This window comes from Actinokineospora inagensis DSM 44258 (genome assembly GCF_000482865.1).
Taxonomy (GTDB): Bacteria; Actinomycetota; Actinomycetes; order Mycobacteriales; family Pseudonocardiaceae; genus Actinokineospora; species Actinokineospora inagensis.
In genome coordinates this window covers 24,209-40,462 of the sequence record NZ_AXWW01000063.1, presented here as the reverse complement: position 1 = coordinate 40,462, position 16,254 = coordinate 24,209, and the positions used below count along the sequence as shown (strand labels likewise).

The 16,254-nt window shown below is 69.9% G+C and carries 15 protein-coding genes; 8 read left to right on the top strand and 7 right to left on the bottom strand.

The annotated features are described in order from the left end of the window. Positions 1–367 precede the first annotated feature (367 nt). Positions 368–1,231 carry a glycosyltransferase family 2 protein gene (locus tag H504_RS0122270; protein WP_026424587.1) on the bottom strand — a complete coding sequence of 288 codons (864 nt, stop codon included), beginning with the start codon at positions 1,229–1,231 and terminating at the stop codon, positions 368–370. A gap of 354 nt (positions 1,232–1,585) precedes the next feature. Between H504_RS0122270 and H504_RS0122260 the strand changes: the two genes are divergently transcribed. Then, positions 1,586–2,668, top strand: a complete 1,083-nt coding sequence (locus H504_RS0122260) for a glycosyltransferase family 4 protein (RefSeq protein WP_026424586.1) — start codon at positions 1,586–1,588, stop codon at positions 2,666–2,668. Positions 2,669–2,673: 5 nt separating this feature from the next. On the opposite strand, the gene rfbD is transcribed toward H504_RS0122260, so the two are convergent. Both rfbD and rfbB read right to left on the bottom strand, forming a co-directional pair. Further along, the gene (gene rfbD, locus H504_RS0122255; RefSeq protein ID WP_026424585.1) at positions 2,674–3,570 is read right to left on the bottom strand and encodes a dTDP-4-dehydrorhamnose reductase; all 897 of its coding nucleotides are present in this window, start codon (positions 3,568–3,570) and stop codon (positions 2,674–2,676) included. Between the two features lie 3 nt (positions 3,571–3,573). Continuing rightward, positions 3,574–4,566, bottom strand: a complete 993-nt coding sequence (rfbB, locus tag H504_RS0122250) for a dTDP-glucose 4,6-dehydratase (protein WP_026424584.1) — start codon at positions 4,564–4,566, stop codon at positions 3,574–3,576. A gap of 206 nt (positions 4,567–4,772) precedes the next feature. Here rfbB and H504_RS0122245 point away from each other — a divergent pair, with 206 nt between their 5' ends. Genes H504_RS0122245 through H504_RS0122235 form a run of 3 tightly spaced genes read left to right on the top strand, consistent with a single transcriptional unit; the run spans position 4,773 to position 7,813 of the window. Next, complete coding sequence (locus H504_RS0122245; protein WP_026424583.1) at positions 4,773–6,380, top strand: LCP family protein; 1,608 nt, start codon at positions 4,773–4,775, stop codon at positions 6,378–6,380. Positions 6,381–6,390: 10 nt separating this feature from the next. Then, positions 6,391–7,047 (top strand): TIGR03089 family protein, encoded by a 657-nt coding sequence (locus tag H504_RS0122240; RefSeq protein WP_026424582.1) that lies wholly within the window; start codon positions 6,391–6,393, stop codon positions 7,045–7,047. Further along, on the top strand, positions 7,040–7,813 hold the full coding sequence (locus H504_RS0122235) for an SDR family NAD(P)-dependent oxidoreductase (RefSeq protein ID WP_026424581.1): 774 nt from the start codon (positions 7,040–7,042) through the stop codon (positions 7,811–7,813). The genes H504_RS0122240 and H504_RS0122235 overlap by 8 nt, the downstream gene beginning before the upstream one ends. Before the next feature lie 88 nt (positions 7,814–7,901). Here the strand turns inward: H504_RS0122235 and H504_RS36370 are convergent, their stop codons facing one another. Further along, complete coding sequence (locus tag H504_RS36370) at positions 7,902–8,915, bottom strand: NYN domain-containing protein (RefSeq protein WP_211239380.1); 1,014 nt, start codon at positions 8,913–8,915, stop codon at positions 7,902–7,904. Then, a complete protein-coding gene (locus H504_RS43685) occupies positions 8,903–9,028 on the bottom strand; it encodes a hypothetical protein (RefSeq protein ID WP_281173653.1) in 126 nt (41 codons plus the stop codon). The genes H504_RS36370 and H504_RS43685 overlap by 13 nt, the downstream gene beginning before the upstream one ends. Before the next feature lie 323 nt (positions 9,029–9,351). Between H504_RS43685 and H504_RS36365 the strand changes: the two genes are divergently transcribed. Together H504_RS36365 and H504_RS0122220 are read left to right on the top strand one after the other, a co-directional pair. Next, on the top strand, positions 9,352–10,956 hold the full coding sequence (locus H504_RS36365) for a DHA2 family efflux MFS transporter permease subunit (protein WP_169735438.1): 1,605 nt from the start codon (positions 9,352–9,354) through the stop codon (positions 10,954–10,956). Between the two features lie 11 nt (positions 10,957–10,967). Further along, a complete protein-coding gene (locus H504_RS0122220; protein ID WP_026424580.1) occupies positions 10,968–12,785 on the top strand; it encodes a Xaa-Pro dipeptidyl-peptidase in 1,818 nt (605 codons plus the stop codon). Positions 12,786–12,790: 5 nt separating this feature from the next. Here H504_RS0122220 and H504_RS0122215 read toward each other — a convergent pair whose 3' ends face one another. Both H504_RS0122215 and H504_RS0122210 read right to left on the bottom strand, forming a co-directional pair. Then, on the bottom strand, positions 12,791–13,015 hold the full coding sequence (locus tag H504_RS0122215) for an acyl-CoA carboxylase subunit epsilon (protein WP_026424579.1): 225 nt from the start codon (positions 13,013–13,015) through the stop codon (positions 12,791–12,793). 10 nt (positions 13,016–13,025) lie between these two features. Beyond that, complete coding sequence (locus H504_RS0122210) at positions 13,026–14,648, bottom strand: acyl-CoA carboxylase subunit beta (RefSeq protein ID WP_026424578.1); 1,623 nt, start codon at positions 14,646–14,648, stop codon at positions 13,026–13,028. 168 nt (positions 14,649–14,816) lie between these two features. Between H504_RS0122210 and H504_RS0122205 the strand changes: the two genes are divergently transcribed. Together H504_RS0122205 and H504_RS0122200 are read left to right on the top strand one after the other, a co-directional pair. Beyond that, entirely contained in the window at positions 14,817–15,611 is a 795-nt protein-coding gene (locus H504_RS0122205; RefSeq protein WP_026424577.1) for a biotin--[acetyl-CoA-carboxylase] ligase, read from the top strand. A 96-nt stretch (positions 15,612–15,707) separates the two neighbouring features. Then, positions 15,708–16,253 carry a PH domain-containing protein gene (locus tag H504_RS0122200; protein ID WP_026424576.1) on the top strand — a complete coding sequence of 182 codons (546 nt, stop codon included), beginning with the start codon at positions 15,708–15,710 and terminating at the stop codon, positions 16,251–16,253. The last annotated feature ends 1 nt before the right edge of the window (position 16,254 follow it).

Below are 16,254 nucleotides of genomic sequence, written 5' to 3'. Positions count from 1 at the left end.
GCCTTACCCAGGCTGCCGCTAGGGGCCCCAAACAAAACAACTTCACCACAACGGGCACCACCGCTTTTATCTGGCGCCAATGGCCGGCGTCGCCGCCAGGCGACAAGGCCGAACCCCGAGCGCAGCGAGGCCCAGTGACCCCTCACACCAAGATCAACCAGCCGAAAAGCCCCCAAATACACAGCCTAACCGGACCCACCGACAAGATCCGCCCACCAACCAAGAACCATGATCAACCTGAGCCCCTGAATACACAGCCTAGACAACCCCACCGACAGTCCCAGCCCACCGACAATCCCCGCTCACCAACAAGTCCCCGCCCACCGAACAGCCCCCCAGCAGCCCAACCCCACCAAAGCCCCAGCCCTCACCGACTCTCCATCCGCAACCGCACCGCCAGCCCCGCCTTCACCACCCCCCGCACCGGCGCCCACACCACCCCCCGATGCCGATCGGCAATATACCGATAAGCACTGTCATGGTGCGCCACCAACATCTTATCCGACACTTTCGCCGTAGAAACCCCCTGAATATGCATCACCTTCGCCGACGGAACGTACACGTTCTGCCACCCCGCCAACCCCAACCGCTCCCCCAGATCCACATCCTCGAAATACATGAAATACCGCGCGTCAAACCCATCCACCGAGTCAAAAGCCGCCCGCCGCAGCAACAGGCATGACCCGGACAACCACCCCGCCACCCGCTCCCGAACATCCGCCGCCGACTGCTTGTACGCCCGCGTCCACGGATTGGCGGGCCACACCTTCCCCAGCACCCCGTGCCCAATCCCCTTGCCCAGCGACGGCACCTCGCGGGCGGACGGGTACACCTCACCAGAACGCTCAGTGATCAACGGCCCGAACGAGCCCCCCCGGGGCCACCGGTCAGTCGCGTCAAGCAGTTCGTCCAACGAGCCGGGCGACCACTCCAGGTCGGGGTTCGCCACCACCACCCACCCGTACTCCGGCCCGAGCGCGGCCACCCCCCGGTTGGCCCCCCCGCCGTAGCCGAGGTTCCCCCCGGTCCGGACCAGCTCGACGTGGTCGTGGGCGGCCGCAGCGGCCTCGGGTGCCCCGTCGACCGAGCCGTTGTCGGCGAGGATGACCCGCACGTCGCGCCGGGTGGCGCCGGCCAGGGTGTGGATGAACCGGTCCAGGGTGTCCCCGGGCGAGTAGGTGACGGTCACGACGGCGAGCCGGTCGCCGTAGGCGGTGGGTTCAGCGGTCACGACCCGACATTCTGCACCGCCGGGCAACCCCGGTCGCGGTCGGTGTTCGCGCCGCCCAACCGGCCACCGCTCGATCGGGTGAAATACCGACCGGTCGCGTCCACACTGGACATACCGACACCCGGCGTGCGCCAACCGGCCCCGCCGACTCCCGCGATCGGGTCACCGGGGCGGTGCCGCGGGGAGCGGCGGGGCGTTTCGCGCGGTTGAACACCCATCACACGCTGCGATGAGGCACGCTATGGCCAGTGGCACCGCGCGTGGAGGAGGCAGAGGCTTGGCCGTAGGCACCCCGGCGCGGCCCCCCGCGCGGACCCAGCGCCGTGACCGCACGCCTGTCAGGGGGACGCCCGCATGCCCAAGCCGATCCGGGTACTGATCGACGGGACGCCGCTGCTGGGCAACCGCACCGGCGTCGGCCGCTACACCGCGGCGCTGGCCGAGGAGCTGGCTTCGTCGTCCCATGTGGACATGCGGGCGGTCGCCTTCACGCTGCGCGGCTGGCGCGGTCTGCGCCGGGTGCTGCCGCACGGAGTGCGGGCCCGCGGCATCCCCTCACCGGCCGGTCTGCTGCGGGCGGCGTGGTTGCGGTCGTCGTTCCCGCCGGTCGAGCTGTTCGCCGGGCTCACCGATGTGGTGCACGGGACCAACTTCGTGCTGCCCGCCGCGTTCCGGGCCGGGGGTGTGCTGACCGTCCACAACCTCAGCTTCCTCGACTACCCGGAGGAGCTTTCGCGTTTCGACACGACGCTGCCGGAACTGGTCCGGGTCTCCGCGCGCCGGGCTGGGATCGTGTGCACCCCGACCCGGGCGGTGGCCGACCTGGTCGTCGACCGGCTGGGTGTGGCCGAGGACAAAGTGCGCGTAACGCCCCTCGGCGTCGACCCGGCGTGGTTCACCGCCCGCCCACCGAACCCCGACCTCGCCCAGCGGCTGGGCCTGCCGTCGGACTACCTGCTGTACGTGGGGTCCGCGGGTCCACGCAAGGCATTGGACTGGCTGGTCAAGGCGCACGCGAACACTCCGTCGCTACCGCCGCTGGTCCTGGTCGGCCCCGGCCACGGGTCGTACGGCGGTCGCGTTAGGACACTCGGTTACCTGTCCGAAACGGACCTGCGCAGCGTGATGGCGGGCGCCAGCGCGCTCACCCTGCCCTCCCGCGACGAGGGCTTCGGCCTGCCGGTGATCGAGGCGATGGCCTGCGACGTCCCGGTGGTGTGCACTGACGTCCCCGCGCTGCGGGAGGTGGCGGGCGGACATGCGCACCTGGTGCCCTTCGGCGAGATCGACGCCCTGTCGGCCGCCCTGGTCAACGCCATGGAGAAACCGCTGTCCCCCGGCACGACCAGCGACCGCAGGGCGCACGCCGCGAGCCACACCTGGCGCCGCTGCGCGGAACTGACCGTCGCCGCCTACCGCGCCGCCGCCGGCCACTAGGGCGTTCAGCCAGCCCGGAACTCGGCGCCGTGGCGGGCGAACGCCTCGGTGAGCGCGTCCCGCCAAGGCCGCAGCGGGGTCAGTCCCGCGTCGGCCCACGCCCTGCCGGAGAGCACCGAGTACGCCGGGCGCTTGGCCGGGGTGGGGTAGTCCTCGGTGCCGCAGGACTTCACCCGCTCCGGGTCGGCGCCCAGCTCCTCGAAGACCGCGCGGGCGAACCCGGCCCAGGTGACCTCGCCGCCGCCGGTCGCGTGCAGCACCCGCGACGCCGGGCCGTCGCCGTCGCCGATCCGCCTGGCCAGCTCGACCAGACCGGCGGCCAGGTCGAACGTCCAGGTCGGACCACCCAGTTGATCGTCTACAACGGACAGTGTGTCGCGCGAGGACTCCAGCCGGGCCATCGTCTTCACGAAGTTCCTGCCGTACGCCCCGTACACCCAGGCGGTGCGCACCACCCAGGCGTCGGCCCCGGAGCCCAGCACCGCGTCCTCGCCCGCCAGCTTGGTCAACCCGTAGATCGACTTCGGTCCCGGCGCCGCGTCCACCTCGTACGGGGCGGTCGCGTCACCGGGGAACACGTAGTCGGTGGACACGTGGACCAGCGGCACGCCGCGCGACGAGCACACGGCGGCCAGCACCCGGGGGCCGTCGGCGTTGACCGCGAACGCCCGCGCCTGGTCGGTCTCGGCCTTGTCCACCGCCGTGTACGCGGCCGCGTTGACCACGACCAGCGGGCGGCCCCGGTCGACGAGGGTGGACACGGCCTCGATCACCGAGCCCGCGCTGGTGATGTCCAGCTCGGCCGAGCCGGGCGCCACCACGCGCAGGTCGGCGCCGCCGAGCGCGGCGAGCTCCCGGCCGAGCTGACCGTTGCCGCCGGGTACGAGGAGGGCGAGGGTCACTGGTCAGCTCCCGGGTAGTGCGGCGCGCTGCTTGAGGGGCTCCCACCACGCTCTGCGGTCCCGGTACCACGCGACGGTGTCGGCCAGACCGTCCGAGAAGGACACCCTGGGCGCGTAGCCCAGCTCGGTGCTGATCTTGGTGATGTCCACCGAGTAGCGCCGGTCGTGCGCCTTGCGGTCGATGACCGGCTGCACGAACGACTCGTCGGCGCCGGTGGCGGCCAGCAGCAGGCTGGTCAGCTCGCGGTTGGTCAGCTCGGTGCCGCCGCCGATGTTGTAGATCTCGCCCGCGCGGCCGGAGTCGGCGACCAACTGGATGCCGTGGCAGTGGTCGTCGACGTGCAGCCAGTCGCGCACGTTGAGGCCGTCGCCGTAGAGCGGGATCTTCTTGCCGTCCAGCAGGTTCGTGGTGAACAGCGGGATGACCTTCTCCGGGAACTGGTACGGCCCGTAGTTGTTCGAGCACCGGGTGACGCACACGTGCAGCCCGTGCGTGCGGTGGAACGAGCGGGCCAGCAGGTCCGACGACGCCTTGGACGCCGAGTACGGCGAGTTCGGCTCCAGGATGTGCGTCTCCGCCCAGGAACCCTCGTCGATCGAGCCGTACACCTCGTCGGTGGAGACGTGCACGAACTTGGCCACGCCCGCGTCGACGGCGGCCTGCAGCAGCACCTGCGTGCCGAGCACGTTGGTCAGCACGAAGTCCGCCGCGCCCAGGATCGACCGGTCCACGTGGGACTCGGCGGCGAAGTGCACCACCAGGTCGACCCCGGCCATGACCTGGCGCACCAGGTCACCGTCGCAGATGTCGCCCTCGACGAAGCGCAGCCGCTCGCTGTCGGCCACCGGGTCCAGGTTCGCCCGGTTGCCCGCGTAGGTCAGCTTGTCGAGCACGACCACCTCGGCGTCGGCGAGCGACGGGTACGCCCCGCCCAACGCCTGACGCACGTAGTGCGACCCGATGAAACCGGCCCCACCCGTCACCAGCACCCGCATGTGGTTCACACCGTCCTCACACTCGCGTGGGCTACCCCACCCGAAGTCTTCCACGTCCGCCACGTCTGCCCTGTCTCGCACGTCTTTCCGTGTCGGAGTAAACGTCGACGCTCACCGGTCCGTGTTACCGGTGACCGCGCTGACAGCCAGACCACACGAGCCTGGGTAATCTGGGGTTGTCAGGGCTTGACCGGGGAGGAGCGTGCGTGAGCGAGCGTGCGCGGGTAGAGGTCGCCGACCGGCCGGGGAACGATTTACCCGCGACGCGTCGGCCGTCGGCGGTGCTGCGGGCGGGCACGGTCGTCGTACGCGTGCTCGTCGTCGTCCTCTCCCTGTCGGTGGTGGCGGCCACCGGGTACGGCTGGTGGGCCTTCGGCGGCATCGACGACCACACGGTCACCACCGACGTCATCGAGGCGCACCCCGGCGACTCGGGCGGCGGCAGCACCGACCGGCTGGACACCGCGATCGACATCCTGCTGGTCGGCATGGACAGCCGCACCGACGCGTACGGCAACCCGCTGCCCAAGGAAGTGCTGGCCATGCTCAACGGCGGCAAGTCCGACGGCGAGCGCAACACCGACACGATGATCTTGGTGCACATCCCGGCAGGCGGCAAGAAGGCGGTGGCCTTCTCCTTCCCGCGCGACTCCTACGTCGACATCGGCCCCGGCTACGGCAAGCACAAGCTCAACTCGGCGTTCCTCAACGCCTACCTCGACGCCCGGCACGACCTGCAGGAACGCGGCGAGAGCGGCGCGAAGCTGGAGACCGACGCGGTGGTGACCGGCCGCAAGAACCTGATCTCGGTGATCGAGAAGCTGACCGGCGGCGCGGTCACCATCGACCGGTACGCCGAGGTCAACCTGGCCAGCTTCTACGAGGTCACCAAGGCCGTCGGCGGCGTCGAGGTGTGCCTGAAGAACGCGGTGAACGAGCCCAAGTCCGGCGCGAACTTCCCGGCCGGTGTGCAGACGATCTCCGGCGCGGCGGCGCTGTCGTTCGTCCGCCAGCGCTACGACCTGCCCGACGGCGACCTGGACCGGATCATCCGGCAGCAGACCTTCCTGGCCGCGCTGGCCAACAAGGTGCTGTCCGCGGACGTGCTGACCGACCCGATGAAGGCCCGTGACCTGATCGCGGCGGTGCAGAAGTCGGTCGTGCTGTCGTCGAACTGGAACCTGACCCGGTTCGCCGCCCAGATGCAGGGCCTGTCCGGCGGCAACATCACCTTCCGCACCGTCCCGACCACCGGTCTGGCCAAGATCGCGGGGCAGGACGTGGTGACGGTCGACCCGGCGGCGGTGGCCGCCGAGATCAAGACGGTCATCGCGCAGTCCGACGCGGGCACCGACACGGGCGGCTCGCCGGTCACCACGGCGACCACCCCGCCGCCGTCGACCAGCGCGGAGTCCACCGGCATCACGGTCGACGTGCGCAACGGCACGAAGACCAAGGGCCTCGCCGGTGTCGTGCTCGACCACCTGGCCGACCAGGGCTTCGACCGGGGTGAGGCGGGCGACGCCGCGGTGCAGCAGACCTCGGTGATCCGCTACGCGCCGGGTGAGCTGGCCAAGGCCAAGGCCGTCGGCAGCGCGCTGGCCACCACCAAGCTGACCTACGCCGAGGACCGCACCCTGGACTACGGGCACGTGCGGCTCACCCTCGGCACCACCTACCCGACGTCGTCCACGTCATCGTCCTCGTCGCCGGGCACCCGGGCGCTCACCACGAACGGCTCCAGCGCGCCGAGCACGTCGACCACGGTCCCGCCGCCGAACGTGGACGCGGGCAGCCTCAAGTGCGTCGACTAGCGTTGATCGGGTGAGCCTCACCGACACCCTGCTCCGGCCCCTGCGCCCCGCCCAGCCCCTCGTCACGCACTACGACGACGCGGCCGGGACCAGGGTCGAACTGTCCGTCGCCACGGTCGCGAACTGGGCGGCCAAGACGGCGAACTGGCTGGTCGAGGAGCACGACGTCGAGCCGGGTGTCGAGGTGGCCGTGCGGCTGCCCGCGCACTGGCAGACGGCGGGAATCCTGCTCGGCGCGTGGTGGGCCGGGGCGCACGTGGTCGCCGCCGGACCCGCCGCCGTCACGTTCGTCGCCCCCGGGGAGTCCGCCGACGGGGTGACGGCCGCGGTGTCGCTCGACCCGATGGGCCGCGACCTGGGCGGATCAACCGACGGGGTGATCGACTTCGTCGGCGAGGCGCGGCTGTTCGGGGACGACTTCGCCGGGTCGCCGGTCCCCGGGTCGGCGCTGGCGCTGGCCGGGATGACCGTGGCCGAGGTGCTGGCCGCCGGGGCGGGTCTGCCCGCCGGGGCCCGGGTGCTGTCCACCCGCGAGTGGACCGTGCCGGACGGGGTGCTGGCGGCCCTGGTCGCCCCGCTGGTCGCCGGTGGGTCGGTGGTGCAGGTCAGCAACCCCGCCCGGCTCGACGCGCACCGGGCGGCCGAGCGGACCACGGTCGATGTTTGACCGGCGGGTGGCGGTTGTCACCGGGGCCGGGTCGGGCATCGGGCGGGCGTTGACGGTGGCACTGACGGCGCTGGGCGCCCGCGTCGCCGCGTCGGACGTGAACGCCGCGGGTCTTGCCGAGACGGTGGCCTTGACGGGCGCTCACGGCTACGAGGTGGACGTGTCCGACCGCGACGCCGTTTACGCCCACGCCGAGGCCGTGCGCACCGACCTGGGACCCGCGAGCTTCGTCATCAACAACGCGGGCGTGGCCCTGAAGGGCACCGTGTCGGAGATGACCGACGAAGACCTGCGGTGGGTCCTCGACACGAACTTCTGGGGTGTCGTGCACGGCACGCGGGCGTTCCTGCCGCAACTGACAGCCACGCGCGGACACCTGACCAACATCTCCAGCGTGTTCGGGCTGATCGGGGTGCCGACGCAGAGCGCCTACAACGCCGCCAAGTTCGCCGTCCGCGGCTTCACCGAGGCCATCCGCCAGGAGCTCCACCCACAGGTCGGCGTGACCTGCGTGCACCCGGGCGGCATCCGGACGAACATCGCCCGCAACGGCCGCACCTCGAACCCGGCGGAAGCCGACGACTTCGCCCGCGCACTGGACCGGGTCGCCCGCACCACCCCGGACCAGGCCGCGGCGACGATCATCAACGGCATCCGCCGCAACCGCCCCCGCGTCCTCATCGGCGCCGACGCCCACGCCATCGACCGGCTGGCCCGCCTGCTCGGCCCCGCCTACCAGCCGCTCACCCGCCGCCTCTTCCGCTGAGCGGGACTGCCGGTGGGGAGTTGTCCATTTCGCGCCAACTGGCATATGCCGTGAAGCCTGGCCCGCGATCCGCTAGGGGAGTGCGAGCTCAAATGAGCCGCACGGTCCCGACCTGTCCAGTGGGTTCGACGTCAGCCGCGGAGCTTGGGGTTTCGGCCGCCTGCTGGGAGGGTTCGGTCGCCGCGACCGGTGTGTCTGCGGCGCCCCGGCGGTCGACCTCGGCCCAGAAGTGGGCCCGGAGCTCGTATCGGATGTCATCGCTGAGGTCGTACTGGCCCAGAGCATCGGAGAGATCGCGGAGCAGGGCACGATCGACATCGCGTGGGATGGACGGCCTGCCTGCCGACAGTTCGGTGTGTTCGTCGGGCGCACGGCCGTTGAACCAGGTTGTCAAGACGTGGCTGGTGACACGTTCGATAGTCTCGGCAACCTTGTCCGATGTCAGGGAGGTCGTGGCCGGGCGGTCGGTGTTCCCGAGGACAAGGTCTGCCAACGGATGGGCATGTGTGCTGCTGGTGAATACCACCCCAGACGAGGGCGGAGCGGGAGGGATCGTCTCGTTCGGGGGCTGCGCGGGCGGACGCGGGCGGTTGGCCAACGCCATTGGCGACGGCACCTGAGAATGGCGCGTCGACGCGGACGCGGTGATCAAAGACTGGGCCTGTGTCTTCCGGGGGGTGATCGCGCTGTCGAGCCCATCGGCGGCAATCAGATCCAGGTCGTCGTCGGCGGCGGCCAGGAGACTCTGGCTGACGCCGTGCGCCGCACCGGTGACGGTCGGCACAGCGAGGATGGTCACCTGAAGACCATGCGCCTGGGCCTCTTCCACGGCTTCGGTGAGGTCATCGTCCCCCGAGACGAGAAAGGCGGTGTCGATGGCGGCGTTGCGCGCGTGGGCCACCAGATCGAGCCCGATCCGCAGATCGACCCCCTTCTGCTCCCCGTCGAACCCGATCCGTCCCGGTCTCAGCTTGACCCTGGCCAGCATGCCGATCTCCTGCTGGCTCCGGTCGGGGACGCCCTGGTTGGCCGCGTCGTACCAGTGCACTCGCAGCAGCGGAAGCCCCGCCTTGGCCTCGGCGTGGTCGATCAGTGCGTCCACCAGGCGTTGGTGTCGGTGACGATGCCACTACGCAGGGAGGTCCCGGTCGCCCGTGTGGCCGCTGCCGCCAGCAGGTACCCGGCGTCTACGTACACCACACAACGTGACCTCACCGATACCCACTCCTCCGCTGCCGCTCACCGCACTACCGACTCGTGCCACGACGGGCCACCGACTCTACTGGCTCGGGCATCCGTCTCCCCACCTTCGCCACGACCTCCGCCTGCAGGTCCGAACACCGCCACCTTGAGGAAACGGACAATGGCGACGCGAAATGCGTTCCCTGCTGACCGGAACGCACCAGTGCGGTTGTGCGCACGACGACGCGGCGAACTCGCCCGGCCGAAACTGTGCTTCCGGGATCCGGGTGGACCCGGCCGTTCGGCTGAGCGGTGGCCCTAGGCTTGCCCGGGTGCGGGGCCGGGCTGGAGTGGCGATGAGTGGTGGGGTGCGCGGCCCGTGGGTCGCGCTGGCGGCGCTGTGCGCGTGCTTCTTCATGGTGATGCTGGACTCCACGATCGTCACCGTGGCGATCCCGGCGATGCTGCGCGGGTTGGACGCCAACCTGAACCAGGTCATCTGGGTCAACAGCGTCTACCTGCTGGCCAACACGGTGCCGCTGCTGCTGACCGGCCGGTTGGGCGACCGGTTCGGGCCGAAGCGGGTGCTGGTGGTCGGGCTGGTGCTGTTCCTGGCGGCGTCGCTCTGGAGTGGACTGTCGACGTCGGCGGAGTCGTTGATCGCGGCGCGTGCGGTGCAGGGGCTGGGCGCGGCGGCGATGACGCCGCAGACGCTGTCGTTCATCACCCGGTTGTTCCCGCCGGAGCGGCGGGGGGCGCCGATCGCGGTGTGGGGCGCGGTGGCCGGGGTGGCGACGATCACCGGGCCGGTCGTCGGCGGGCTGCTGGTCGAGCACATCGGCTGGGAGTGGATCTTCTTCCTGAACCTGCCGATCGGGGTGGCCGGGCTGGTGCTGGGGCTGGTGCTGCTGCCGGACTGGCGGCCGGAGGGACAGCCCACCTTCGACATCACCGGCGCGGCACTCGCGTCGGGTGGGCTCGCGCTGCTCGTTTTCGGTCTGCAGAACGGACAGCACTACCACTGGGGCACGATCGTCGGCCCGATCGGCGTGCTGCCGGTCATCGGGGTCGGCCTGGTGCTCTTGGGCGCCTTCACGGTGTACCAACGCCGGGCGCGAGACCCGTTGCTGCCCAGGGGTTTGTTCGCCAACCCGGTCTTCGGTTGGGCCAACCTGACGCACTCGGCGCTCGGGTTCGCGACGACCGGGATGTTCCTGCCGCTGGTCATCTACGTGCAGTCGGTGCTGGGGCTGGACCCGGTGGCGTCCAGCCTGCTGTGCGCGCCGATGGCGGGCGCGGCGGCGTTGGCGGCGTGGCTGGCGAGCCGGGTGCGGCTGGCCGGGCGGACGCTGATCATGTCCGGCCTCGGCGGGTTGGCGGCCGGGACGGTCGTGCTGGCGGCGCTGTCCGAACCGGACACCGACCCGCTGGTGCTCGTCCCCGGCCTGGTGCTGGCGGGCCTGGGCATCGGGTTGGTGTTCTCGCCGCTGACCGCGTCCGCGACCCTCGGCATGCCGCCGCACCTGGTGGGCGCCGCGTCCGGGGTGTTCAACACCTCGCGGCAGGTCGGCGGGGTGCTCGGCAGCGCGACGACCGGGTTGCTGCTGCAGGTCGGGCTGGGGTTCTCGATCCCGGGGGCGGCGCGGCAGTACGCGAAGTTCCTGCCGCCGCGCTACGCCGACGAGTTCGTCGACCGGATCACCGCCGCCGCCCAGACCGCGGGCCAGTTCGGCGGCGAGGGCCCACAGGTGCCGTCCGACTGGTCACCCACGGTGGCGGCGAAGGTACGCGAGTTGGCCACCGACGCGTTCCACCTCGGGTTCACCAACGCGGCCAAGGCGACGCTGGTGCTGCCGGTCGTCGTCTTGGTCCTCGGCATGGTGTGTGCGGCGGGTATCCGGTTGCCTCCAACTGGTAACGCGAAAAAATCGGGACTGTCAAAGGAACGCGTCGGTCCGTAGCGTCTGCTCACATGGCTCTGCGGCGGTCCCTGCTCACCACGGTTGTTGCCGTTGCCGCGGCCGTCGGGACGATCACCGTCCCCGCGTCCGCCGCGTTTGGCACAGCAGGCAGTGAACCCATTTACTCTTACGCCAACGCGGTAAGGGACACGGTATGGGTCGACACTGGTATAGCCGCGCCCAACGGTTCCCGGGTACGCGTGGCCGCCGACATCATCCGACCACGTGAAGTTACCGGGCGTGTACCGGTCATCATGGATGCCAGCCCGTACTACGCGACGCTGGGGCGGGGCAACGAGAGCCAGAAGAAGACCTATGACAGCGCCGGTAAGCCGGTGCAGTTCCCGCTGTTCTATGACAACTACTTCGTGCCACGCGGTTACGCCGTCGTACTCGTGGACCTGTCGGGCACCGCGCGTTCCACGGGTTGCGTTGACGTTGGCGGTAAGTCCGAGGTCGCCTCCGCGAAGTCCGTCATCGATTGGCTCAACGGCCGCGCGACCGGTTACACGGCCGCGACCGGTAGCACTACCGTTACGGCCAGTTGGTCCACGGGCGCGGTTGGGATGATTGGCAAGTCGTGGGACGGCACCATCGCGAACGCCGTCGCCGCAACCGGAGTCGACGGCCTCAAGACGATTGTGCCGATCAGCGCCATCAGCTCCTGGTATGACTACTACCGCGAGGCGGGCGCGGCGTACAACAGCGGCACACCGGCGAGTCTGTCGCAGCTCGTGGAGAACTCATCGGGCGCGGCGGACTGCGCCGCGGTGAAGACCACGCTCACCAACGGTTCCCCGACCAGTGGCGATTACACCCCCGTGTACCGCGAACGCGACTACACCGCCGACGCGGCCAAGGTGAAGGCCAGCGTGTTCATCGCGCACGGGTTGAACGACACCAACGTCAAGACCCTCAACTTCGGCCAGTGGTGGAACGCGCTGCCCGCCACCGTCGAACGCAAGATCTGGCTCTCCCAAACCGGCCACGTCGACCCCTTCGACTACCGGCGCCAGGTCTGGGTGGACACCCTGCACCGCTGGTTCGACCACTACCTGCTCGGCGTCGACAACGGCGTCGAGCGGGCGCCCCGGTCCACTGTGGAGGTCAGCCCGGACGTCTGGGAGGACGACCCCGCCTGGCCGTTGGCGTCTACCGCCAAGACCTACCGACTCACCCCGGGCCCGGTCGCGGGCGTCGGCACCCTCGGCGCGGGTGTGCCCCTCGCGGGCGCCACCGCCACCCTGACCGACAACCGCAGCACCGAGTACGACTGGATCAACAACCCGACGAGCACGTCGTCCGCCCGGGTCCTCTACTCGACCGGTTCCCTCTTAGCCGACACCCGCATCTCGGGCACACCCCAGATCACCGTCACCGCCACGTCGTCGCAATCCGCCGCCCGCCTCACCGCCGTCCTCGTGGACTACGGCTCCGCGACGATCCGCAACTACCGCGCCAACGGCGAAGGCATCCGCAACCTCACCACCACCTCTTGCTGGGGCGACAGCGCACCAGGCGACAGCGCCTGCTACATCGACACCGCCGCCAACACGACCACCGTGACCCAAAACGTCATCTCGCGCGGGTGGGCAGACCTGGGCCACTACGCCGGACTGACGTCCCGCCAGACTCTTAGCCCCGGCAAGCCCTACACCATCACGTTCAACCTGGCCTCAACCGACCAAACCATCCCCGCGGGCCACCGGCTGGCAGTGGTGATCGGCAGCACGGACGGGTCGTTCATCAGCCCAGCAGGCAGCAACACCCGCCTCACCATCGACCTGACCAAGACGTCCTTACGCCTGCCGGTGGTCGGAAACCTCTAAGCCGGTCAGCGCGGGAGGACGGACGCGCGCCAAGCGCCGGGGCCGTGGGGCAAGGGGCGGCGCACGGCGGCGGAGCGGTTTGACCAGGTGCTTGGGGGAGCCGGTTGCGCGGTGTTGGCCGGGGTGGACGCGACGGCGGCGATCACGGTGGTCAGGGCGGCCAGTTCGGCGTCGTCCGGGGTGCCTCGGACGACGCGGAGCAGGGGGCGGCTTTCCTCGGCGGAACTCACGGTGCGCTCCTCACAGGGGAATGTTGCCGTGCTTCTTCGGGGGCAGGGTTTCGCGCTTGTCGGCGAGGATGCGCAGGGCGCGGGAGATGGTGCCGCGCGTGTGCGAAGGCGGGATGACCGAGTCGACGTAACCGCGTTCGGCCGCGAGGTACGGGTTGAGCAGGGTGTCCTCGTACTCCCGGTCCAACCGGGCGCGCAGGGCGTCGACGTCCTCACCGGCGTCCAGCGCGGTCTTCAAAGTCTTGCGGTGCAGGATGTTCGACGCGCCCGAGGCGCCCATCACGGCGATCTGCGCGGTCGGCCAGGCGAGGTTGATGTCGGCGCCGAGGTGCTTGGAGCCCATCACGTCGTAGGCGCCGCCGTAGGCCTTGCGAGTGATCACGGTGACCAGTGGGACGGTGGCCTCGGCGTAGGCGTAGATCAGCTTGGCGCCGTGCCGGATGATGCCGCCGAACTCCTGGTCGGTGCCCGGCAGGAACCCGGGGACGTCGACGAAGGTGAGCACCGGGACGTTGAAGGCGTCGCAGGTGCGGACGAAGCGGGCGGCCTTCTCGGACGCGTCGATGTCCAGGCAGCCCGCGAACTGGGTGGGCTGGTTGGCGACGATGCCGACGCTGCGGCCGTCGACCCGGCCGAACCCGACCACGATGTTGGGCGCGAACAGCGGCTGGACCTCGAGGAACTCGCCGTCGTCGACGACACGGGCGATGACGTCGTGGATGTCGTACGGCTGGTTCGCCGAGTCGGGCACCAGCGTGTCGAGCTCGCGGTCGCCGTCGGTGAGGGTGTCGGCGACCGAGCCGTCCTCGGTGGCCACCGGGAACGCGGGCGGGTCGGACAGGTTGTTGGACGGCAGGAACGACAGCAGGTCCTTGACGTAACCGATCGCGTCTTCCTCGTCGACGCCCATGTAGTGCGCGACACCGGACTTGGTGTTGTGCGTGCGCGCGCCGCCCAGCTCCTCAAGCGTGACCTCTTCACCGGTGACGGTCTTCACCACGTCTGGACCGGTGATGAACATCTGCGATGTCTGGTCGACCATCACGATGAAGTCCGTCAGCGCGGGCGAGTACACGTGCCCGCCCGCGTTAGCGCCCATGATGAGTGAGATCTGCGGGATGACACCGGATGCGAGCGTGTTGCGGCGGAAGATCTCGCCATAGAGGCCGAGGGACACCACGCCCTCCTGGATGCGCGCGCCGCCACCCTCGTTGATGCCGATGATCGGACGGCCGGTCTTGAGCGCCAGGTCCATCACCTTGACGATCTTCTCGCCGTAGACCTGGCCGAGGGACCCGCCGAACACCGTGACGTCCTGGCTGAACACACACACCGGGCGGCCGTCGACCGTGCCGTAGCCGGTGACCACTCCGTCGCCATACGGCCGGTTCTTCTCCAGGCCGAAGTTGGTGGAGCGGTGTCGGGCGAGCTCGTCCAACTCGACGAAGCTACCGGGGTCGAGCAGCAGGTCGATGCGCTCGCGGGCGGTCTTCTTACCCTTGGCGTGCTGCTTCTCCACCGCGCGCGCCGAGCCCGCGTGCACTGCCTCGTCGTAGCGCCGGTACAGGTCGGCCAGCTTCCCCGCCGTGGTGTGGATGTCCAGCTCACCATCGGGCTCGGTCGCACTGCTCATGACCAGGCAGCTTAACCACCGTTAGCGCCCCCTTCGCGCGAGGCGTAGAGCACACCCCGGCACCTTGACCTCAAGCGCACTGGAGATCGCAGAGTTACCGCGCCACCCCCTACCGGCTGTTCCTGCTCCGACCAGCCAGGTCGGGGGGTGGCCTCTACCCTTGGCCCCATGGCAGCACTCGACGTGGAGGCCCTGCGTTCGGCGCTCGTTGGCTCTTACGCCGCTGTGGACGTGGTCGACTCGACTGGATCAACCAACGCCGACCTGGTGGCGGTCGCGGGCAATGCTGCCGACCACACCGTGCTCATTGCCGAAGAACAGACAGCCGGACGCGGCAGGCGGGCCCGAGGATGGGTGTCTCCCCCCTCCTCCGGTCTCTACCTCAGTGTCTTACTGCACCCGGACGGTGTCCCCGTGGCGCGCTACGGCTCGTTGGCGATGGTCGCGGGCGTAGCCCTGATACGCACAGCCCGGCACGCAGGGGTCGCGGCGGCTCTTAAGTGGCCGAACGACCTGCTCGCGGGGGCCGACATGGCTAAGTGCGCGGGTGTGCTCGCCGAGGTTGCCAGTCCCGGTGTGGTCGTCGGTATCGGTCTCAACGTGGCTCCGCTGCCGCCGGATGTTCCGCTCGGGCCAGGTGGGTTGGCACCGACGTCGCTCGCGCAGGAGGGTGGAAGCAGCGACCGGACGGAGATCGCGATCGCCCTCTTGCGCGCGTTCGCCGAGGCGGAGCGGTCGTGGCGGGGCGCCCAGGGGGACCTGGCGACGTCCGGGCTGCTCGCCGAGTACCGCAGTAGCTGCGCCACCCTCGGTCAGCGCGTACGAGTCGAACTACCCGATGGGGCCAACCTGCAAGGGCTGGCCACGGACATCGACGGCGAGGGTCGCCTGGTGGTCGACGTGGCGGGCACGGCGCGCACTCTGTCGGCCGGTGACGTCGTACACGTGCGACCGGGGTCTTGATCCCCCGACTGTGGCGCTGTTCACCAGTCCGTGACGCACTGTGGCGCGCGCTCCGAGTACGGTAGCCCGCGTCACCAGTGATGATCGGGAGGAACCGTGGCGTACCCGGATGACGTGCTCAGTGAGGGCGAGCAGGTTGTCCTGCACAAGCACCCGCACTGGAAGATGCTGCTGCTGCCCTACCTGATCCTGCTGGTGGTGCTGGCGGGCGGCATCTGGCTCGCGGTGCTGGCGCAGGACCTGTCCTGGCACAACATCGCCTACATCGTGCTCGGCGCGGTCGCCCTGGTGATCCTCGGGTGGGGCTTCCTGGTGCCGTTCGTGCGCTGGCGGACCACGCACTTCATCATCACCACCGACCGGGTGATGTTCCGGATGGGCGTGGTCAAGCGGACCGGCATCGACATCCCGCTGGCCCGGATCAGCAGCGTGCGGTTCGAGCACGGCCTGATCGACCGGATCGTCGGCTGCGGCACCCTGATCGTCGAGTCGTCCTCGCAGGAGCCGCTGGAGTTCGACGACATCCCCAACGTGGAGAAGGTGCACACCCTCCTCTACCGCGAGGTCAACGACAACCCGTACGACGACTTCGGCCGCGAAGAACGCCCCCACGGCGACCACCCCGAGCGCGGACGGCGCTGAC